This window comes from Streptomyces sp. BA2 (genome assembly GCF_009769735.1).
Taxonomy (GTDB): domain Bacteria; phylum Actinomycetota; class Actinomycetes; order Streptomycetales; family Streptomycetaceae; genus Streptomyces.
In genome coordinates this window covers 5,299,351-5,320,089 of the sequence record NZ_WSRO01000002.1, presented here as the reverse complement: position 1 = coordinate 5,320,089, position 20,739 = coordinate 5,299,351, and the positions used below count along the sequence as shown (strand labels likewise).

Below are 20,739 nucleotides of genomic sequence, written 5' to 3'. Positions count from 1 at the left end.
AAAACCCAGCGTTCAATCCATGGCCACGTCCGAACGTCAGCCGACGAAAGTCAGCCCCCACCGGACCCGAGTGTCCCCCCAAGGGATGGAGGCTCGCTCAGCCACCCACCCACAGGTACCACGCTAAATGCATTGCAACTCGCCTCAGCCACCCACACACACCAGCAGGTAAGTACCGCACTAATTAGTCGGTACTTGTTCGCAACCGCAGGGCCCCACGAGGATCAAGGGCGTACCCAGAAGCACCGAAACCCACGCCCCTCAAAGGAGCCCCCATGCCCAGCAACACCCCCACACCCACCAACACATCCACCCCACCAACACCCCCACACCCACCCCCACCCCCCAACCCCCCACAACCGTCCTAGGCCTAGGCCTAATGGGCACCGCCCTCGCCACCGCCCTGATCAAAGCCGGCCACCCGACCACGGTCTGGAACCGCACCGCCTCCAAGACCGGGCCCCTGGCCGCCCAGGGCGCGACCCCCGCGGCCACGGCCAGGGAAGCCATCACCGCAAGCCCCCTGATCATCGTCTGCCTCACCACCAACGCGGACGTACGCGCCCTCCTCGCCCCCGAGGCGGAGGCCCTCGCCGGTCGTACGGTCGTGAACCTCACGAACGGAACGCCCAACCAGGCAAGGGAGTTGGCGGACTGGGCGGCGGCCCACGGCATCGCGTACATCGACGGCGGCATCATGGCCGTCCCCCAGATGATCGCGACGCCCGGCGCGTACATCCTCTACAGCGGCGCGGACGAGGCAGTCTTCGCGACCCACCGCCCCACCCTGGAGGCGCTCGCGGACACCAAGTGGGTCGGCAACGACCCCGGTGGCGCAGCGCTCTACGACCTGTCCCTGCTCACGGGGATGTACGGCATGGTGATGGGCGTGGCCCAGGCGTACGCGCTGATCGGCAGCGGAGGCGTACCGGCCCGGGAGTTCGCGCCGCTGCTCAGGGAGTGGGTCAACGCCATGACGGACGGCCTGGTGCCCGGCATGGCCGAGGCCCTGGACTCCGGGCAGCACCTCACGGACGTCTCGTCCCTGGAGATCAACCAAGCCGCGCTCCCCAACTTCCTTACGGCATACGCCCAGGCGGGGATCAGCGACGAACTCTTCAGGCCGCTCCAGGGCCTCTTGGACCGCTCGATCGCCGAGGGCCACGCGGCGGACGGGCTCTCGCGCCTGGCGACCCTGCTCAAGAAGGGCCAGGCCGTGCCGGCCTAAGGCACCAGCACGACCTTCCCCGTCGTCTGCCGCCGTTCCATGGCCGCATGCGCCCGCGCCGCCTCCGGCAGTGGGAACGTCTGGACCGCCGGTACCAACTCCCCCTTGGCCGCCGCCTCCAGGGCCCGCCGCTCGTGGTCGGGGCCGTCCTCGGGCCGGGCGATCAGCTGCATCAGCGCGTTCGTGACGGTGATGCCGCGCTCCTCCACGACTCCCGCGTCCGGCTCGAACCCTTCCTGCGAGGACCAGCCGATGACCACGTAACGCCCGCCCTCGCCGATGAGGCCGAACGCGGCGGCCGACTTCTCGCCGCCCACCCCGTCGATCACGACCGTCACCTGGCGCCCGTCGAGGCGCTCGCGCACGGTGTCCGCCCAGCCGGGCTGGTTGTAGTCGACGGCGAGATCGGCGCCGAGCTCCCAGACGGCCTCGACCTTGTCGGCCCCGCCTGCGGCGCCGATCACCACCGCCCCGACGCCACGGGCGTACTGCACCACGAGCCGCCCGATGCCACCGGCGGCTGAAGTCACCAACACCACGTCGGAAGATGTGAGTTGGGCTACGTCCAGAAGCCCCATGGTCGTCGACCCTGTCACCACCATGGCCACGGCGGACTCGAACCCGAGCCCGTCCGGCACCTCGTGCAGCTGGGCGAGGTCGGCCACCGTCAGTTCGGCGTACCCGCCGGGCTCACTGCGCGGGGTCACGACGGCCCGACCGAGCCACGCGGGATCCACCCCGGGGCCCACCGCGTCGACGACTCCGGCGACTTCCCCGCCGAAGACGGAGGGCAGCTCGGGCAGCGGCGGCGCCATGTCACTCGCGTCGCCGCGCCGCATGACGGTCTCGACGTAGTGAACTCCCGCCGCCCGTACGGCGATCCGCACCTGGCCCGGCCCCGCGAGGGGGTCGGGCAAGGTCTCGTACGTCAGATTCTCGGCGGGCCCGAACTCGTGCAGCACAACGGCGCGCATACGTCCTCCTCAGAACGTCGACGGTCCGTCGGCCGGACGTCGATACACACCACCCTGCAACCTCAAGCAAACTTGAGGTCAAGCGGGAGCCAGTTTAAGAGCTTCCACTCAGAACGTCCGCTCAGAACTTCCGCTCAGAGCTTCCGCGCCACCTCAGTGGCCCAGTACGTGAGGATCATGTTCGCGCCCGCGCGCTTGATGCCGGTGAGCGACTCCATGATCGCCTGGTCCCGGTCGATCCAGCCGCGCTCGGCGGCGGCCTCGATCATCGCGTACTCGCCACTGATCTGGTACGCCGCCACCGGCACGTCGACCGCGTCGGCGACCTTGGAGAGGATGTCCAGGTAGGGGCCCGCCGGCTTCACCATCACCATGTCGGCGCCCTCGTCGAGGTCGAGCGCCAGCTCGCGCAGGGACTCACGGGCGTTGGCCGGGTCCTGCTGGTAGGTCTTGCGGTCGCCCTTCAGGGACGAACCGACGGCCTCGCGGAAGGGGCCGAAGAAGGCGGACGAGTACTTGACGGTGTAGGCGAGGATCGAGACGTCCTCGTGCCCGACCTGATCCAACGCGTCGCGGATGACACCGACCTGACCGTCCATCATGCCGCTCGGCCCCACCACGTGGGCGCCCGCGTCCGCCTGGACCTGCGCCATCTCCGCGTACCGCTCAAGGGTGGCGTCGTTGTCGACGCGCCCCTCGGCGTCGAGGACACCGCAGTGACCGTGATCGGTGAACTCGTCGAGGCACAGGTCGGACATGACGATGAGGTCGTCACCGACCTCGGCGCGCACGTCGCGCAGGGCGACCTGGAGGATCCCGTCCGGGTCGGTGCCGACGGTCCCGGCGGCGTCCTTCTTCTCCTCCTCCGGCACTCCGAAGAGCATGATCCCGGAGACCCCGGCCTCCATCGCCTCGACGGCGGCCTTCTTCAGGCTGTCGCGGGTGTGCTGGACGACGCCGGGCATGGCGCCGATCTCCACGGGGGCGCTGATCCCCTCGCGCACGAACGCGGGGAGGATCAGGTCGGCCGGGTGGAGGCGCGTCCCGGCGACCATGCGCCGCATGGCGGGGGTCGTCCGAAGGCGGCGGGGCCTGGCCCCGGGGAAGGATCCGTACTTGGTCACTGTTCTCACTCACCTCATGAAAAGACTCTGGCCCCGGCTGAAGGATCTCAGCCGGGGCCAGGCAAATTTCCAGCCCGTCCGGCGTTTGAGGACGAACTCGGCGCAGCCGGTGATTTACGGTACGCCGTATCCCGCTCACCGCCGAAGGCTACGGTGCCGTACGCCGCCTACGGGATCCCGGCCGCCGCTCGCTGGGCCGGGTGACGGGGTCCCCCGCGTCGAGCGCAGCCATCCGACGCCGCGTTCCGAACTCGGCGAGCGCCTCGGCCAGCTTGTGGACGGAAGGTTCCGGAGCCATCACGTCCACCCGGAGCCCGTGCTCCTCCGCGGTCTTGGCGGTGGCGGGGCCGATGCAGGCGATGACGGTCACGTTGTGCGGCTTGCCGGCGATGCCGACGAGGTTCCGCACGGTGGACGAGGACGTGAAGAGCACGGCGTCGAAGCCGCCGCCCTTGATCGCCTCACGCGTGTCCGCCGGGGGCGGCGACGCGCGCACGGTCCGGTAGGCGGTGACGTCGTCGACCTCCCACCCGAGATCGATGAGCCCGGCGACCAGCGTCTCCGTGGCGATGTCGGCGCGCGGCAGGAAGACACGGTCGATCGGGTCGAAGACCGGGTCGTACGGCGGCCAGTCCTCCAGGAGACCGGCGGCCGACTGCTCACCGCTGGGCACCAGGTCGGGCTTCACGCCGAAAGCGACAAGCGCCGCGGCCGTCTGCTCACCCACCGCCGCGACCTTGATCCCGGCGAAGGCGCGGGCGTCGAGCCCGTACTCCTCGAACTTCTCGCGTACCGCCTTGACCGCGTTGACGGAGGTGAAGGCGATCCACTCGTAGCGGCCCGTGACCAGGCCCTTGACCGCGCGCTCCATCTGCTGCGGCGTGCGCGGCGGCTCCACGGCGATGGTCGGCACCTCGTGCGGCACCGCTCCGTAGGACCGCAGCTGGTCGGAGAGCGAGGCCGCCTGCTCCTTCGTACGCGGGACAAGTACGCGCCACCCGAAGAGCGGCTTCGACTCGAACCACGACAGCTGGTCGCGCTGGGCGGCGGCGGACCGCTCACCGACCACGGCTATGACGGGCTGGCCTCCGTCGGGCGATGGCAGCACCTTCGCCTGCTTGAGGACCTGGGCGATGGTGCCCAGGGTCGCCTGCCAGGTGCGCTGACGCGTCGTCGTACCGGCGACGGTCACCGTCATCGGGGTGTCCGGCTTGCGTCCGGACGAGACGAGTTCACCGGCGGCCGCGGCCACGGAGTCCAGGGAGGTCGACACGACCACGGTCCCGTCCGACGTCCCCACCTCGCTCCAGCAGCGGTCGGACGCGGTGCGCGCGTCGACGAAACGCACGTCCGTGCCCTGGGCGTCGCGCAGCGGAACACCCGCGTAGGCGGGTACACCGACCGCCGCAGCGATGCCGGGCACGACTTCGAAGGAGATGCCTTCGGCGGCGCAGGCGAGCATCTCCTCGGCCGCGTACGTATCGAGGCCGACGTCGCCGCTGACGGCACGCACGACCCGCTTGCCGCCCCTCGCTGCCTCCATGACAAGATTGGTGGCGGCTCGCAATGACGAGGCTTCGGCGATCGCTGACGCGTCGTCAACTGCCCCTGGCTGAGGTGTGTCCACACCTCCCCTGGCATGCGCGCGAACGACGTCGAGCACATCAGGCTCGGCGATCAGTACGTCCGCTCGGGCCAGCGCCTCGACGGCGCGCAGCGTAAGTAGTCCCGGATCTCCGGGTCCGGCACCCAGGAAGGTGACGTGCCCGTGTGCGGGAAGGCCGGGAAGGTTCGAGGTGGGGCTCAAAGTGCTCGCTCCCCCATCAGACCGGCCGCGCCCTTGGCAAGCATCTCGGCAGCGAGTTCGCGGCCGAGCGCCATGGCTTGGTCATGCGTCTCAGGCACGGGACCGGTGGTGGACAGCTGCACCAGCGTCGAGCCGTCGGTTGCCCCGACGACGCCGCGCAGGCGCATTTCCTTGACAATCTGCCCGTCGGCCAGCAAGTCGGCCAACGCACCCACAGGTGCGCTGCAACCGGCTTCCAGGGCGGCGAGCAGGGATCGCTCGGCGGTCACGGCGGCCCGGGTGTACGGGTCGTCGAGCTCGGCGAGCGCGGCGGTCAGTGACGCGTTGGACGCGGCACATTCGATCGCCAGTGCCCCCTGGCCGGGGGCGGGCAGAACTGTGTCGACCGACAGGAAGTCGGTCACCTCGTCGATCCTGCCGACGCGGTGGAGCCCGGCGGCGGCGAGCACGACTGCGTCGAGCTCCCCCTTGTGCACGAACCCGATGCGGGTGTCGATGTTCCCGCGGATCGGCACGGTCTCTATGGCGAGCCCGTGGTTGCGGGCGTAGGCGTTGAGCTGCGCCATGCGGCGGGGCGAGCCGGTGCCGATGCGCGCGCCGCTCGGCAGCTCGGGGAAGGTCATCCCGTCGCGCGCGATGAGTACGTCGCGGGGGTCCTCGCGCAGCGGGACCGCGGCCAGGGCCAGGTCGTCCGGCTGCGCGGTCGGCAGGTCCTTCAGCGAGTGGACGGCGAAGTCGACCTCGCCGGCGAGCAGCGCGTCGCGCAGGGCCGTCACGAAGACGCCGGTGCCGCCGATCTGTGCCAACTGCTCACGGGACGTATCGCCGTACGTCGTGATCTCCACGAGCTCTACGGGGCGGCCGGTCAACTGCCTCACTGTTTCGGCCACTTGCCCGGACTGGGCCATGGCCAGCTTGCTGCGCCGTGTCCCGAGCCTCAGTGCCCTCTCGGTCATGCCCGGCCTCGATTCGGATCTGTTTGCGATGCGTTCTGATCGGTGGGTTCATTGATCTTGTCGGCCCTGCTGACGGCGGCGACCGTCTGCGGGTCGAGGTCGAAGAGGGTGCGCAGCGCGTCGGCGTACCCGGCGCCGCCGGGCTCGCCGGCCAGCTGCTTGACCCGCACGGTGGGTGCGTGGAGCAGCTTGTCGACGACGCGGCGGACGGTCTGGGTGATCTCCGCGCGCTCCTTCTCCGGAAGTCCGGGGAGCCGTCCGTCGAGCCGCGCGATCTCGTTCGCGACGACGTCGGCGGCCATGGTGCGCAGGGCGACCACGGTCGGCGTGATGTGCGCGGCCCGCTGGGCTGCGCCGAAGGCGGCGACCTCGTCGGAGACGATCGCGCGGACCCGCTCCACGTCGTCGGCCATGGGGGCGTCGGCGGAGGCCTCGGCGAGCGACTCGATGTCGACGAGGCGTACGCCGTCGATGCGGTGCACGGCGCCGTCGATGTCGCGGGGCATGGCCAGGTCGAGCAGGGCGAGCAGGACGTTGCCGGTCTCGACGATCGAGGGGCCGCGGCGGCGCTCGGGCACACGCCCCGTGGCGGTCACGGCCGCGGCGAGCGCGGTGATGGTGTCGGCCTCGCTCGCCGGGTCGTCGCGGCGCTCGGCGGGTGCGTTGTCCACCCAGGCCGCGTGCTGCTCAAGGGTCGCGGCGTCCATCCCGGCGACGGCTTCCTCGCCCATGACGGAGAACCCGACCCCGCGGGGCACGGCCGCCCCGTCGCCGGAGAGCCCGAGCGGGCAGGCCTCGTCGGAGTCGGCGGCGGCGTCGTGCGGGGCGGAGGGGGCCGAGGACGCGGGCACGCGCGGCGCGCCCACGGTGACGGGCGCACCCGTACGGTCCGCGACCCCCGCCGCGACGGCCTCCGCCGTCAGGACGAGACCGGTCGCTCCGGTGCAGGAGACCGCGACATCTGCACGTGTCAGTTCGGCCGCCACCTGGTCCATCGGCACGGCGCGCGCGACGGTGCCCGTGCCGCCCTCCGCGAGGATCTCCGCCAGGCGGTGTGCCCGGTCGAGGGTGCGGTTGGCGACGACGACCTCGTGGACCCCGGCGCGCGCGAGCGTGGCCGCGGCGAGCGAGGACATGGAGCCGGCGCCGATGACCAGGGCGCGCTTGCCCTTGGCCCAGGCCTCGACGGGCTCGCGCCCGGCGAGCTGTTCGAGGCCGAAGGTCACGAGCGACTGCCCGGCCCGGTCGATGCCGGTCTCCGAGTGGGCGCGCTTGCCGACCCGCAGGGCCTGCTGGAAGAGGTCGTTGAGGAGGCGCCCGGCGGTGTGCAGCTCCTGGGAGCGCGCGAGGGCGTCCTTGATCTGGCCGAGGATCTGCCCCTCGCCGACGACCATCGAATCCAGGCCGCAGGCCACCGAGAACAGGTGGTGGACGGCTCGGTCCTCGTAGTGGACGTACAGATAAGGGGTGAGCTCTTCGAGGCCCACACCGCTGTGCTGGGCCAGCAGCGTGGACAGCTCGGCGACGCCCGCGTGGAACTTGTCCACGTCGGCGTACAGCTCGATGCGGTTGCAGGTGGCGAGCACGGCGGCTTCGGCCGCGGGTTCGGCGGCGAGCGTGTCCTGAAGGAGCTTGGCCTGCGCGTCCACGTTGAGCGCGGCCCGCTCCAGGACGCTCACCGGAGCGCTGCGGTGGCTCAGCCCTACGACGAGGAGACTCATGCCGGCATCACGGCGGGGACGTCCCCGTCGGGTCCTTTCCGCTGCTGCTTGGCGGCAGCGGGAGGCACGGCACCGTCGGCCGCGGCTTCCTCGCCGGCCTTGCGCTGCTCGTGGAAGGCGAGGATCTGCAGCTCGATGGAGAGGTCCACCTTGCGTACGTCGACGCCGTCGGGCACGGAGAGAACGGTGGGCGCGAAGTTCAGGATCGAGGTCACACCGGCGGCGACGAGCCGCTCGCAGACCTGCTGGGCGGCGCCCGCCGGGGTGGAGATGACGCCGATGGAGACGCCGTTGTCGCTGATGATCTTCTCGAGGTCGTCCGTGTGCTGCACCGGCATGCCCGCGACGGGGGTGCCCGCCATCGCCGGGTCGGCGTCGATCAGGGCTGCGACGCGGAAGCCACGCGAGGCGAACCCGCCGTAATTGGCGAGCGCCGCACCGAGGTTACCGATGCCGACGATCACGACGGGCCAGTCCTGGGTCAGGCCGAGCTCGCGTGAGATCTGGTAGACGAGGTACTCGACGTCGTAGCCCACACCGCGCGTCCCGTAGGAACCGAGGTAGGAGAAGTCCTTGCGCAGCTTCGCGGAGTTGACCCCCGCGGCGGCCGCGAGCTCCTCGGAGGAGACCGTGGGCACCGAGCGCTCCGACAGTGCGGTGAGAGCGCGGAGGTACAGCGGAAGCCTGGCGACGGTGGCCTCGGGAATCCCTCGGCTGCGGGTCGCCGGTCGGTGAGTTCGGCCAGTTGCCACGGTGCTCCTGCGGGTAGAGCGGGGCTGCAGGCGGTCACACGTCCCCAGACCGCCCCGTCGAAAGCAGGCTATGTCTTTGTGAACGCGTGCACAAAGATGGTGTCCGATTTGCCCGGCCAACGTGACCGGGGTCACGCGCCCCCGGCGCACTCTGCGGGAACCGGCGCACATGAGGCTGCGGTGCTCACTTGATGGGGGCAAAACCGCACACTCTCCTCACGATCATCGCCCCCGAGACCAAAACCGCCCACGATCCTAAGGGACCATTCGGGCCGTTTGGACTCGTCGGTCAGTGACGATTCGGACTACGGAGCGAGCTCGCGGCGCAGTCGATCTTCGTTCACGCGCCAGAAGGTGTGCTGCTCCCCGTCGACCAGAACCACCGGGATCTGTTCCCAGTAGGCCCGGTTGAGCTCTTCGTCCCGCGTGATGTCCTTCTTCTCCCATACGACTCCCAGCTCGCCGCAGACCTTCTCGATCACCAGCTGTGCTTCATCGCACAGATGACAGCCGGGCTTACCGATCAAGGTGACCGTCCGGTCCTGGGGCTTCTTCTTCTCCGTACGGCGAAAAATCGGGCTCATGACACCATTCTCGCCCCGCCGACGCGCCGCGAGGGCCGTCTCTTCGGCCGCCTCTTTAACGGTGCGGTCGCGCAGAGTTCACAGCACCGAATCCTGCCGACTCCGGAACGACCGAACGAACTAGCTATGCTCACGACATGGCCGCTCTCGGATGGCTCACCCCCCGTAGGCGCTCCGCCACCGCGCGGAGCGTGCTGGCAGGCGAGGCCTCGGCTGAGGCAGCGCGCAAGTCCTCGCAGGAGCTGGAGGAACTGGCGGAGGCCGCCGCGCCCGACGAAGCCGAGCAGGAGCCGGAGTTCCCGGTCTTCGGCGACGACAAGGCCGCTGCCTTCTTCGACCTCGACAACACCGTGATGCAGGGCGCCGCGATCTTCCACTTCGGCCGCGGCCTCTACAAGCGGAAGTTCTTCGAGCGCCAGGAGCTGGCCAGATTCGCCTGGCAGCAGGCGTGGTTCAGGCTCGCGGGCGTCGAGGACCCCGAGCACATGCAGGACGCGCGCGACAGCGCCCTGTCCATCGTCAAGGGCCACCGCGTCGCCGAGCTGATGTCCATCGGCGAGGAGATCTACGACGAGTACATGGCCGAGCGCATCTGGCCCGGCACGCGCGCCCTGGCCCAGGCCCACCTGGACGCCGGCCAGAAGGTCTGGCTGGTCACGGCCGCCCCGGTGGAGACGGCGACGATCATCGCGCGCCGCCTCGGCCTGACCGGCGCGCTCGGCACGGTCGCGGAGTCCGTGGACGGCGTCTATACGGGAAAGCTCGTCGGCGAGCCCCTGCACGGCCCCGCGAAGGCCGAGGCGGTACGCGCGCTCGCGTCGGCCGAGGGCCTGGACCTGGCCCGCTGCGCGGCGTACAGCGATTCGCACAACGACATCCCGATGCTCTCGCTCGTCGGGCATCCGTACGCGATCAATCCCGACGCCAAGCTGCGCAAACACGCACGTGAGCGGGACTGGCGCCTGCGGGACTACCGCACCGGCCGCAAGGCCGCCAAGGTCGGCATCCCGGCCGCGGCGGGCGTCGGCGCCATCGCGGGCGGCACGGCCGCGGCCATCGCCCTGCACCGCCGCCGCCACTGAACATTCTCTCGGTCCTACCCCGCCCGGGCTCTCGCCAGTCACGTTGGTAGCACTCGGCCACAACACGCCCCGTGCTTAGACGGAATGTGACCCTTTTCGATCAACAAGCGTTCACTGTGCGCTACTTGATCGGGCATAGACCGGTAACAGAAGCGACGTAATCGGTGATTTGAGCAACTGGGTGTAGTGCCGCCTGTACGAAGCGTTATTCTCCTCAGACGCATTACGGACCCCACACGTCGCTACGACGGGTGAACGGTTCCGCACTGCACGTGATGGAAGCTCTGCCTCTGGGAGTCCCGTGTACCCACACGTCGGGGTTGACGCCTCGGGCCTGGCTACGCTGCGCGCAACGGTCGCCGACCGCTTGCGCGGCTTCGTCCCCACCGCGTACGCCGGCCCCGCCGTCCCCGCATTTGCCGTCCCCACACCCGCCGGGCCCGTCTATGCCCTGGCGGACAGCGGCGCGGCGGTCAGCAGACGGGCTCGTTCCGCCTCTGCCGCCACCTCAACCCCCACCCCCCGCCGTCCCGCCGCGGACAGCGACAGCGCCCGCATGATGGACCTCGTCGAACGCGCCCAGGCGGGCGAGTCCGACGCCTTCGGCCGTCTCTACGACCAGTACAGCGACACGGTCTACCGCTACATCTACTACCGCGTCGGCGGCAAGGCGACCGCCGAGGACCTCACCAGCGAGACCTTTCTGCGCGCCCTGCGCCGCATCAGCACGTTCACCTGGCAGGGCCGTGACTTCGGCGCCTGGCTCGTCACCATCGCTCGCAATCTGGTCGCCGACCACTTCAAATCGAGCCGTTTCCGCCTCGAAGTGACCACAGGCGAAATGCTCGACGCCAACGAGGTCGAGCGCAGCCCCGAGGACTCCGTCCTGGAGTCCCTCTCGAACGCCGCACTGCTCGACGCCGTGCGCCGCCTCAACCCCCAGCAGCAGGAGTGCGTGACCCTGCGCTTCCTGCAAGGCCTCTCGGTCGCCGAAACCGCTCGGGTCATGGGCAAGAACGAGGGCGCGATCAAGACCCTCCAGTACCGCGCCGTGCGCACGCTCGCCCGGCTTCTCCCCGACGACGTGCGCTAGCGCCGCGCGCCGTCCATCGCCCTCTGTAGCCGTGCGGAGCGCTCAACTCACGCTCCGTGGCGGCCAGATGGCCGTCACGGAATTTGGGCGGTCCGATCATCCTCCGTCCGTAACCCAAGTGCCGCGACGCTCGTTGTGCGGGATGCAGGCTCCCTGTGGTCGCACCCTGACTACCTCCGCTCACTCGATCGTGTGGAAGTGCTCAGGTCGTGCAACCCTCAGGACCCCCTGGGGAGTCGACCGTCATGACGAGAGGAGGTGCCGCCAGTGATCGCGAACGTATCGGCACACCGGCGGGCGAACGCCTTCGCCCAGGCCCTGGAGGAGCAATCCGACCAGAGCCCGGCGGCCGAGCAGTCCGAAGGTTCCGTCACGCCCGATCCCGTGCCGTCCGAAAAAGCGGCCCCGGACAGGATGTTGACCCTGGCGACCGGCCTCGGCGAGCTGCCGAAGCCGGAGCTTGATCCCGAGGTCAAAGTGGTCCAGCGGGCCCAGCTCGTAGCTGCCATGGAGGCCATGCTCCTTGAGGGCACGGCCGCGGGCGGTGGGACCATCGGCACCTCGGTGCCCGAACAGCGGTCCCGCAAGGGTGCCCACCGGGCCACGGGACTGCGCAAACTGAAGCCACGCTCCCGGCTGTCGCAAGGCATCGCCGCGGGCGGGCTCACCGTCGGCGTGGCCGCCGGCGCGTTCAGCGGGGTGGCCGCGGCCAGCTCCGACGCGCTGCCGGGCGATTCGCTGTACGGCCTGAAGCGCGGCATGGAGGACCTCAAGCTGGGCATGGCCGACGGCGACAGTGACAAGGGCGGGGTCTATCTCGACCACGCGTCGACGCGCCTGAACGAAGCCCGCCGGCTGATGGAGCGGGGCCGCACCGGCGACCTCGACCACGAATCCCTGGGCGAGGTCAGGCGAGCCCTCTCGGGCATGCGGCACGACGCCACGGAAGGCCACCGCCTTCTCCACCAGGCGTACGAGAGAGACGGCTCGCTCGGCCACATCCAGACCCTGTCCGCCTTCGCCGAGTCGCACCGCAGGAGCTGGAGCGACCTGCAGAGCCGGCTGCCCGTCCAGCTCGGCGACGTGGGCGAGGAGGTGACCTCGGTCTTCGACGCGATGGACCAGGAAGTGGACCCCCTCCGCTCCCTCTTCCCCCGCACCCCGGACACGAGCGACGCCCCCGGACAGCCGAGCCAGGGCGACTCCTCCGGCTCGTCGACCCCCGACAGCCCCTCGTCCCCGGATTCGTCTCCGAGGGAGGGCTCGAGCGCCGACAACAGCAGGCCGCACCCCTCCACATCGGACGGCGGCAGCGAGGACGACGGCCTCCTCGGCGGCAACACGGGCGGTCTCCTGGACCCCCCGAAGTCCGACACGACCCCGAGCAGCCCGCTGGACGGCGGTTCCTCCGACAAGGAGTCCCCGTCGGCCAAGCCGGATGTCACGGTGCCGCCGATCCTGCCCGGCTTGCTGCCGGGCCTGGGGATCGACGAAGAGGACGCGAAGTAGCGGTACGCATGAGGGAGGGCCGGACCCAGTGGGTCCGGCCCTCCCTCATGTCAGCCCTCAGAAGAACACGGACCGCCGCTGCACCAGCAGCTTGTACAACGTGTGCTGAATCTGCTCCCGGACCTGATCGGTCAGGTTGAACATCAGCATCGGATCCTCCGCCGCCTCCGGCGGATAACCGTCCGTGGGAATCGGCTCCCCGAACTGGATCGTCCACTTCGTCGGCAAGGGCAACGCACCCAGCGGCCCGAGCCAAGGGAACGTAGGCGTGATCGGGAAGTAGGGGAAGCCGAGCACCCGCGCCAACGTCTTCGCGTTGCCGATCATCGGGTAGATCTCCTCCGCCCCCACGATCGAACAGGGAACGATCGGGGTCCCGGCCCTCAGCGCCGTGGAAACGAACCCGCCCCTGCCGAACCGCTGCAACTTGTAGCGCTCGCTGAACGGCTTCCCGATGCCCTTGAAACCCTCCGGCATCACCCCCACCAGCTCGCCCCGCGCGAGCAACCGCTCGGCGTCCTCGGCGCACGCCAACGTGTGCCCCGCCTTGCGGGCCAGCTCGTTGACCACCGGCAGCATGAAGACGAGGTCCGCCGCGAGCAGCCGCAGATGCCGCCCCTCGGGGTGGTTGTCGTGCACGGCGACCTGCATCATCAGGCCGTCGAGCGGCAGCGTCCCCGAGTGGTTGGCGACGATCAGCGCCCCGCCCTCCGACGGGATGTTCTCGATGCCCTTCACCTCGACGCGGAAGTACTTCTCGTACAGCGGCCTCACCAGGGACATCAGGACCTGGTCGGTGAGCTCCTCGTCGTAACCGAAGTCGTCGACCTCGTAGTCACCCGTGAGCCGCCGGCGCAGAAACGCGAGGCCACCCGCGATACGCCGCTCCAGTCCACCGCCACCGCCCCGCGGCTCCGGTCCGGTGCCGGCACCGGCCTCAGGAGCCGCCTGGCGCGAAGGCTGCGACTCGGCCCGCTCCATCTTCGGCTCTCCGTCCTGCTGGCCCGGCATGGCCGTGACCTCACGCACGGCTGCCGGATCGTTCTTGCGCCGGCCCGCGCCCCTGCGCCGCGATGGGCGCTGCGCACCCGTGCGCGACCGGTCGTCGTCGAACGGAATGACCTTGGCGTCCGCCATCGTTGACGCTCTCCTCAGTTGGCGCTCTGGTTGCTCGCGAAGGGCAGCGTGGCGATCCGGTCGATGGCCCCCGCGACGGCCTGCGGCGGCAAGAGTCCCGGACCCCGACTGCGTACGAAATCCGCGAAGGCCTCCGCGGTCGTGTACTTGGGGCTGAAGCCCAGTGTCTCGCGCATCTGCCGGGTGGCCACGACCCGGCCGTGGGTGAGCAGCCTGATCTGCTCGGGCGAGAAGTCCGTCACGCCCACGGTGCGCAGCGCCTGACCGATCCAGGTGACCGCGGGCATGAACACCGGCAGCGTCGGACGCCCCAGGCGCCGCGAGCACTGCGAGAGCAGCAGCAGGCCGTCACCGGCGATGTTGAACGTGCCGCTGTTGAGCGTCCCGCGCCCCGGCTCGCGCGCCCCGATGCGCAGGACCTCGATCACGTCGTCCTCGTGCACGAACTGCAGCCGCGGGTCGTAGCCGAAGACGGTCGGCAGGACCGGCAGCGAGAAGTACTCGGCGAGCGGGGAGTCCGCGGTGGGCCCCAGGATGTTCGCGAAGCGCAGCACGCAGACCGCCACGTCCGGGCGGCGGCGCGCGAAGCCGCGTACGTAGCCCTCGACCTCGACGGTGTCCTTGGCGAAGCCGCCGCTGGGCAGCGACTTCGGCGGCGTCGTCTCGGTGAAGACCGCGGGGTCGCGCGGCGCGGAGCCGTACACGTTGGTGCTCGACTTCACCACGAGCCGCTTGACCGTCGGCGACTTCTGGCAGGCGCCGAGCAGCTGCATGGTGCCGATGACGTTGGTTTCCTTGAGCGAGCCGCGGTTCCCGCCGGCCAGCGCCGTGCCCGTGACGTCCATGTGCACGACGGTGTCGACGGAGAACTCGGCGAGCACCTTGGCGATCCCGGGCTGCCGGATGTCGGTCTGGACGAAGTCGGCGCCGCCCAGATGGTGCTCGGCAGGTACCGCGTCCACGGCGATCACCCGGTCGACCTCGGGGTCCCGCAGGACACGTCGGACGAACCGTCCGCCCAGTTGTCGGGCCACCCCGGTCACGAGCACGACCTTGCCCAAGATCAGCGCCTGCCTTCCCCAGCCCTCGAAGTCCTGCCGCGCCCCATCATTTCTCTCCCGGCACACGCTAGCGGGTCGATGTTGCGCTGTGATGACCGCCTGATGCAGGAAGTGACGACAGCCACCTACAAGCGCACAGACCAGGCCCTACGCCCAGACCAGGACGTACGCCGGATCGGGACGCACATCCTGCCTAGGACGTACGTTCCAAACAAGCCCCCAGGCGGCCCGTCGTAGCCCGAAAACCGGCCGGAAGACACCCCGGAAGACACCCGGAAGATGTCCTGGAAGCGCAGAAGCCCTCCCGTCGGATGACGGGAGGGCTTCAGTACGCGCTGAACAGCTGTCGCTTACTTCTTGTTGCGACGCTGAACGCGAGTGCGCTTCAGCAGCTTGCGGTGCTTCTTCTTGGCCATCCGCTTACGCCGCTTCTTGATAACAGAGCCCACGACTACCCTCGCTCACTTCTCATCACTCGGTGCGGGGCAGCTGACTGGGCCCACACGACCTACGTCGGCCCTAGCCTACCCGCCCCCGGGTGAGGGGCGTAATCGAGGGGGATCGATCGGCTCGGATCAGCCCGCCTCGACCCCTACATAGGACTCGCGGAGGTACTCGTGAACCGCCTGCTCCGGGACCCGGAAGGACCTTCCGACCCGGATGGCGGGCAGATGACCGCTGTGCACCAAGCGGTACACGGTCATCTTGGACACTCGCATCACCGAGGCGACTTCCGCCACGGTCAAGAACTGAACCTCGTTCAGCGGCCTCTGGTCTGCAGCCATGACACCCCACCTGAACCTTCCGCACATGACGGGCACCGGCTTCCCCTTCCGGTGACGCTTCGTCGCTGCGCGCTCACTCCCCAGACTAGGGGCGGATGATGCGAGTGGGGAAGAGGAGTAGCGATCGGCCGCCTACTGTGACAGACACGCTCGATTGAGTACATAGCGAGTAAGCGGTCGGTAGTAATCAGACCGCACAGCGTCATCAAGCGGAACGACGACGGACACCTGCCCCTCGGCCTCTCCGACGAACAGCGCGGGATCGTCCGTATCCGCCAGACCGATCGCCTCAAACCCCAGCTGACCTGCCCCGCAGACCCATCCGTGGTCCCCGATGACGAGCTCGGGAAGCGGTCCATCGGCCTCCGCGGCGGCCGCGAGAGCGGCTCGAACCGGGAGCGGAGAGTGGGTGTGTGCGCCGGTCTCACTCCCGGTGGGACGCGCGCCGGGTTCCCGCACCAGCGCGACTCCTTGTACGTAGTCAAGGTTGTACGTGCGTAGGCCGAACCGGGTCGTTATGTCGACACTGTTGCCCTGCGCGGGGGTGAGGACAGTGCACCCGGCCGCCGACAAAGCGTCCGCCAGGGCGGCGTAGAAGCCGATGAGCCGGTGCGGATGCCCCGTCCCGAAGAGCACCGGAAGCCGCCTTCGCGCCGCGTCCGCGAGCCTCTCGGCGAAGGCGTCGAGCGCGGCCAGCGTCCGCTCCGGGTCGATGACATCGCCCCCCGAGGTGTGCCGCGGATCGGCAGAGACCCCGCACTTGTCGGCCATGAGCCCCAGCAAGTCACCGGGCCCCCAACTCCACTCGGGATCAAGACCGAGCAGTATCCGCGGGTCCCGGGCCGCGAAGAGCCGATAGCTCCGCAGGCTCTCTTCCCGCGTGGTGGCCACGGGCCCGGCCAGCCGGGCAGCCAACAGATGCGCACGCAAAGCTCCGGTGCTCAACACGGCCTTGATGCTGACGCATCGGTCGGACGCCCACCCCCAAAACCCCGGAAACCCCCCACAGTTGGGCTAACGCGACGTACGCTCAGCGCTCGCCCCCGCCCCCCCGTTGTGGGCAGGCGTTCCGCAGGGCGGAACGGGTGGGCACAACAGCGAAGCTACAGGGCACCGATCAACAGGGGCCCGCCTGGGGGCCGGGGTCTGGGGCGGAGCCCCAGTTTCGGGAAGGGGCGGGATTGGGGAAGGCCCCGCAGGGACCGCCCCTACGGTGACTACGGCCGCCTACGGCAACAACCCCCGCAGCGGAAACGCCGCCCGGCGAGCAGCAAGCACCGCCTGGTCGAGCCGATCGGCGGGATCGTACCCGTCCTCCCACTCCGCCCAGGAGACAGGCCACCGTCCATCCGTCATCCGCCCCGGCGCCAACTGCCGTGTCCGAGCGAAGACTTCCTGCCGCCAGGCCTCAGGAACATCCGCCGAAGGCAGGATCTCCCGCCCCGCGGCGATAGCGGTCAGATGCGTCCAGGACCGAGGCACGACATCCACCACGGCGTACCCACCCCCACCCAGGGCGACCCACCGCCCATCGGCGTACGAATGCGCCAGCTCATGGCAGGCCACCTGCACCGCCCGCTGAGCATCAAGCGAGACGGCAAGATGCGCCAACGGATCCTCGAAGTGCGTGTCAGCCCCATGCTGAGTGACAAGCACCTGCGGCCGAAACTCCGCCAACAACTCAGGCACCACGGCGTGAAACGCCCGCAGCCACCCCGCGTCCCCGGTCCCGGCCGGCAGCGCCACGTTCACGGCCGTACCCTCGGCGTCCCCGGCCGCACCCGTCTCCTCAGGCCACCCGGTCTGCGGGAACAGCGTCCGCGGATGCTCGTGAATCGAGATCGTCAGAACCCGCGGATCGTCCCAGAAGGACGCCTGCACCCCGTCCCCGTGGTGCACATCCACATCCACGTACGCCACCCGCTCGGCGCCGAGCTCGAGCAGCCGCGCGATGGCGAGCGAGGCATCGTTGTAGATACAGAACCCCGAAGCGGCCCCCGGCATCGCATGATGCAGCCCGCCCGCGAAGTTCACCGCGTGCAGCGCTTCCCCGCGCCACACCGCCTCCGCCGCGCCCACCGACTGCCCGGCGATCAGCGCCGACACCTCGTGCATCCCCGCGAAGGCGGGATCGTCCGAGGTCCCGAGGCCATAGCTGCCGTCCGCCGACGCCGGATCGGCGGACGCGGCCTTGACCGCCTCCACATAGTCCTCGCGATGCACGAGCCGCAACGTCGAGTCACCGGCACGCTTGGCCGCGACCACTTCCAACTCACGGTCGAGCCCGAAGGCACCGACCAGGCTTCTGGTCAGCGCGAGCCGGACCGGGTCCATGGGGTGCTCAGGACCGAAGTCATAGCCCGTTACTGCCTCGTCCCACATCAGCTGTGCGTGGCCGCTCATGCCCGTCACCGTATCGGTCCGCTCCGGGGGCGAAAGACCGGGCGTACAACAAGGTCACGAGCACCAACACCATGGGAACGAGCATCGCCCCGCGGTAGTTCCAGGCATCACCGAGCGCGCCCACCAGCGGTGAACCGATCAGGAACCCCACGTAGTTGAAGACATTGAGCCGCGCGACAGCGGCGTCCGACGCCCCAGGACCGTGACGTTCAAAAGCCTGCCGCCCCGCCGCGGCGAAGGTCTGCGGAACGATCACGCTCAACCCGAATCCGAGCACCGTGAAGCCCAGGATCCCGGTCCACGCCCCGGGCGCCACGGCCACGATCGCGAACCCGAGAGCGGCCACCACCGACCCGACCCGCACGACCGCCACGGCCCCGAACCGCCGCACGCCCAGGTCCCCGAGGCCCCGCCCGAGCAAGGTCATGACCATGTACACGTTGTAGGGGACGGTCGCGACCTCCTCCGAACTCCCCAGCACGTCCTGCAGATACTTCGCGCTCCAGTTGGAGACGGTCGAATCCCCGATGTACGCGAAGGTCATCACCAGGTAGAGCGGCAGGAGCAGCTTGAAGACGACGGGCCCGCCCTTCCCCTCACCAGCTTCAGCCGCGCCGCCCCCCGTACTCCCATTGGCGTCGACGTACCACCGGCTCCCCACCAGCGCGGCCGGCAACAGCACCACGACCACCGGCAGATACGAGACGAAGAGCGACAGATCCCAGTGCGCCCCCGCCCACGCGATGGACGCCCCCGCGATCCCACCCAGGCTGTACGCCGCGTGAAACCCCAGCATGATGCTGCGCCCGTACGCCCGCTGCAGACTCACCCCGAGCATGTTCATGGACGCGTCCAGCGCGCCCACCGCAAGGCCGAACGCCCCCAGCGCCACGGCCACTTGCCACAGCGCGTCGCCGGCACCGGCCCCGAGCAGCGCCAGGAGCACCACGGGCTGCGACCACCGCAGCACGCGGCTGGGCGGCACCCTCTTGACCAGCCATTCCGTGCCGACGCTCCCGACCCCCGCGAGGATCGGCACAGCGGCCAGGAACACCGGCAGCAGGCCGTCGGATATCCCGTACCGATCCTGAATGGCGGGAATCCGCGTCACCAGCAACGCGAAGGTGACGCCCTGCACCAGGAAGCTGAACGCCAAAGAGGGCCTGCCGCGCCGCAGCTCATCTGTCATGGCTGCTGAGCGTAGGACCCCTGACTACCAGTGGGTAGATAGATCACTCACCCAATTCCGACCGCCCCTCCCACCTCCTTGCTCACCTCATTCCCCCTCGGGTCGACGACCAGGCGGCCGCTCGCGAGAACCGTCGCCGTGATGGTGACGCCTGCGATCGCGCCGCCGAGCCACACCATGGTGTCGACCGGCAGCGTGTAGGCCCCCACGACCCGTACCACCGCCTCACCGAACAGCGCCACGCCCCACATCACCGAGAACGTCCGCTCCATCCGCGCGAACCGCCCCCGCTCGGCGATCAGCCGCTCCCACACAGCGGTCCGCGCGGGATTCCCCTTGGTCACCCAGGGCTTGAGCCGATGTTGGCGGCCAGGATGAGCGCCACGAGGCCATTGCCCCTCCGCTCCCTGGCCACGCTCGACAAATGTCAGCCCGCTCCCCCAACCCGCGTCATACGAGCAGGTCAGCCAACTCCCCCATGTCCCCGAAGAGTTCAGTGGCCCCCGAAAGCCGCTCGGCCGGCGTCATGGCGGTGAACCCGTACACATCCATCCCCGCCGCCACAGCCGCCTTCACCCCCAACGGACTGTCCTCGATCACCACACACCTCTCAGGCGCCACTCCCATGCGCTCGGCGGCATACAGAAAGAGATCCGGCGCCGGCTTCCCCCGCCCCACATCCTCGGAACTGAAGATCCGCTCGTCCCCGAACCACCGGTCGAGCCCGGTCCGCCGATGCCCGACCCGAATCCGCTCATGACTCCCGGACGAAGCAAGGCAGTACGCCACTCCGTCGGCCGCCAGCTTCTCCAGTACGTCGACGGCCCCTGCCACGGGCTGCAGCTCCCGCTCGAAAGCGGCAAAGACACGAGCATGGAAGGTCACATCAAAATCCTCGGGCAGCCGCTCCCCACTGCGCTCAAGAACAAGATCGTGTACGCGATGGACAGCAGCCCCCATGTAGTCACGCAGGGAGTCCTCGTACGTGGTGGGGTGGCCGAGCTCGGTCAGATAGGCGGCGAGAATGGTGTTGGAAAGCGGCTCGCTGTCCACAAGGACGCCATCATTGTCGAAGATGACCAGGTCGTATCGCATAACTCGACCCTAAATGAGCCCGGAACGCAGAAAACCCCCGCACCCAGAGGGTGCGGGGGTTTCCCGTTAATGATAGTTCGGCGGCGTCCTACTCTCCCACAGGGTCCCCCCTGCAGTACCATCGGCGCTGTGAGGCTTAGCTTCCGGGTTCGGAATGTAACCGGGCGTTTCCCTCACGCTATGACCACCGAAACACTATGAAACTGTCAACCGCACCGTAGTCGTGGCCCGACATACGG

20 protein-coding genes and 1 rRNA gene are annotated in these 20,739 nt (G+C 69.4%); 4 read left to right on the top strand and 17 right to left on the bottom strand.

The features are described 5' to 3' along the window. Positions 1 to 307: 307 nt before the first annotated feature. Positions 308 to 1,228, top strand: a complete 921-nt coding sequence (locus E5671_RS26760) for an NAD(P)-dependent oxidoreductase (protein ID WP_336606065.1) — start codon at positions 308 to 310, stop codon at positions 1,226 to 1,228. Here E5671_RS26760 and E5671_RS26755 read toward each other — a convergent pair. The 7 genes from E5671_RS26755 to E5671_RS26725 form a co-directional block, all read right to left on the bottom strand. Then, positions 1,225 to 2,202 (bottom strand): zinc-binding dehydrogenase, encoded by a 978-nt coding sequence (locus E5671_RS26755; protein ID WP_160506467.1) that lies wholly within the window; start codon positions 2,200 to 2,202, stop codon positions 1,225 to 1,227. The two genes, E5671_RS26760 and E5671_RS26755, sit on opposite strands and share 4 nt — an antisense overlap. 134 nt (positions 2,203 to 2,336) lie before the next feature. Further along, entirely contained in the window at positions 2,337 to 3,326 is a 990-nt protein-coding gene (hemB, locus tag E5671_RS26750; protein ID WP_160506466.1) for a porphobilinogen synthase, read from the bottom strand. 148 nt (positions 3,327 to 3,474) lie between these two features. Beyond that, positions 3,475 to 5,133 (bottom strand): uroporphyrinogen-III synthase, encoded by a 1,659-nt coding sequence (locus E5671_RS26745; protein ID WP_160506465.1) that lies wholly within the window; start codon positions 5,131 to 5,133, stop codon positions 3,475 to 3,477. Beyond that, positions 5,130 to 6,089: a hydroxymethylbilane synthase gene (gene hemC, locus E5671_RS26740; protein WP_160506464.1), complete on the bottom strand. Its 960-nt coding sequence runs from the start codon at positions 6,087 to 6,089 to the stop codon at positions 5,130 to 5,132. Before hemC ends, E5671_RS26745 begins: the two co-directional genes overlap by 4 nt. Continuing rightward, positions 6,086 to 7,810, bottom strand: coding sequence for a glutamyl-tRNA reductase (locus tag E5671_RS26735; RefSeq protein WP_160506463.1), 1,725 nt, complete (start codon positions 7,808 to 7,810; stop codon positions 6,086 to 6,088). The genes hemC and E5671_RS26735 overlap by 4 nt, the downstream gene beginning before the upstream one ends. Continuing rightward, entirely contained in the window at positions 7,807 to 8,562 is a 756-nt protein-coding gene (locus E5671_RS26730) for a redox-sensing transcriptional repressor Rex (RefSeq protein WP_160506462.1), read from the bottom strand. Before E5671_RS26730 ends, E5671_RS26735 begins: the two co-directional genes overlap by 4 nt. A 305-nt stretch (positions 8,563 to 8,867) precedes the next feature. Further along, complete coding sequence (locus tag E5671_RS26725) at positions 8,868 to 9,146, bottom strand: glutaredoxin family protein (protein WP_160506461.1); 279 nt, start codon at positions 9,144 to 9,146, stop codon at positions 8,868 to 8,870. A gap of 137 nt (positions 9,147 to 9,283) precedes the next feature. Between E5671_RS26725 and E5671_RS26720 the strand changes: the two genes are divergently transcribed. The 3 genes from E5671_RS26720 (at position 9,284) to E5671_RS26710 (ending at position 12,830) form a co-directional block, all read left to right on the top strand. Further along, positions 9,284 to 10,228: an HAD family hydrolase gene (locus E5671_RS26720; RefSeq protein WP_160506460.1), complete on the top strand. Its 945-nt coding sequence runs from the start codon at positions 9,284 to 9,286 to the stop codon at positions 10,226 to 10,228. A 301-nt stretch (positions 10,229 to 10,529) separates the two neighbouring features. Beyond that, entirely contained in the window at positions 10,530 to 11,321 is a 792-nt protein-coding gene (locus E5671_RS26715) for an ECF subfamily RNA polymerase sigma factor, BldN family (RefSeq protein ID WP_160506459.1), read from the top strand. Between the two features lie 267 nt (positions 11,322 to 11,588). Continuing rightward, positions 11,589 to 12,830 (top strand): DUF5667 domain-containing protein, encoded by a 1,242-nt coding sequence (locus E5671_RS26710; RefSeq protein WP_160506458.1) that lies wholly within the window; start codon positions 11,589 to 11,591, stop codon positions 12,828 to 12,830. Between the two features lie 57 nt (positions 12,831 to 12,887). On the opposite strand, the gene E5671_RS26705 is transcribed toward E5671_RS26710, so the two are convergent. From E5671_RS26705 to rrf, 10 genes are all read right to left on the bottom strand, one after another. Beyond that, positions 12,888 to 13,967 (bottom strand): lysophospholipid acyltransferase family protein, encoded by a 1,080-nt coding sequence (locus E5671_RS26705; RefSeq protein WP_160506457.1) that lies wholly within the window; start codon positions 13,965 to 13,967, stop codon positions 12,888 to 12,890. 14 nt (positions 13,968 to 13,981) lie between these two features. After that, entirely contained in the window at positions 13,982 to 15,028 is a 1,047-nt protein-coding gene (locus E5671_RS26700; RefSeq protein ID WP_160506456.1) for an NAD-dependent epimerase/dehydratase family protein, read from the bottom strand. A 350-nt stretch (positions 15,029 to 15,378) separates the two neighbouring features. Then, on the bottom strand, positions 15,379 to 15,477 hold the full coding sequence (locus E5671_RS26695; RefSeq protein WP_003948845.1) for a 30S ribosomal protein bS22: 99 nt from the start codon (positions 15,475 to 15,477) through the stop codon (positions 15,379 to 15,381). A 126-nt stretch (positions 15,478 to 15,603) separates the two neighbouring features. After that, positions 15,604 to 15,813, bottom strand: coding sequence for a helix-turn-helix domain-containing protein (locus E5671_RS26690; RefSeq protein WP_157869005.1), 210 nt, complete (start codon positions 15,811 to 15,813; stop codon positions 15,604 to 15,606). 132 nt (positions 15,814 to 15,945) lie between these two features. Continuing rightward, positions 15,946 to 16,761 carry a phosphatase gene (locus E5671_RS26685; protein ID WP_160506455.1) on the bottom strand — a complete coding sequence of 272 codons (816 nt, stop codon included), beginning with the start codon at positions 16,759 to 16,761 and terminating at the stop codon, positions 15,946 to 15,948. 279 nt (positions 16,762 to 17,040) lie between these two features. Further along, positions 17,041 to 18,216 (bottom strand): acetoin utilization protein AcuC, encoded by a 1,176-nt coding sequence (locus E5671_RS26680; RefSeq protein WP_160506454.1) that lies wholly within the window; start codon positions 18,214 to 18,216, stop codon positions 17,041 to 17,043. Next, positions 18,167 to 19,405, bottom strand: a complete 1,239-nt coding sequence (locus E5671_RS26675; RefSeq protein ID WP_160506453.1) for an MFS transporter — start codon at positions 19,403 to 19,405, stop codon at positions 18,167 to 18,169. The genes E5671_RS26680 and E5671_RS26675 overlap by 50 nt, the downstream gene beginning before the upstream one ends. Before the next feature lie 47 nt (positions 19,406 to 19,452). Next, complete coding sequence (locus E5671_RS26670) at positions 19,453 to 19,749, bottom strand: hypothetical protein (protein ID WP_160506452.1); 297 nt, start codon at positions 19,747 to 19,749, stop codon at positions 19,453 to 19,455. Between the two features lie 106 nt (positions 19,750 to 19,855). Beyond that, positions 19,856 to 20,500 carry an HAD family hydrolase gene (locus E5671_RS26665; protein WP_160506451.1) on the bottom strand — a complete coding sequence of 215 codons (645 nt, stop codon included), beginning with the start codon at positions 20,498 to 20,500 and terminating at the stop codon, positions 19,856 to 19,858. Positions 20,501 to 20,575: 75 nt separating this feature from the next. Further along, positions 20,576 to 20,692: ribosomal RNA gene (rrf, locus tag E5671_RS26660) — 5S ribosomal RNA — on the bottom strand. Positions 20,693 to 20,739: the final 47 nt, after the last annotated feature.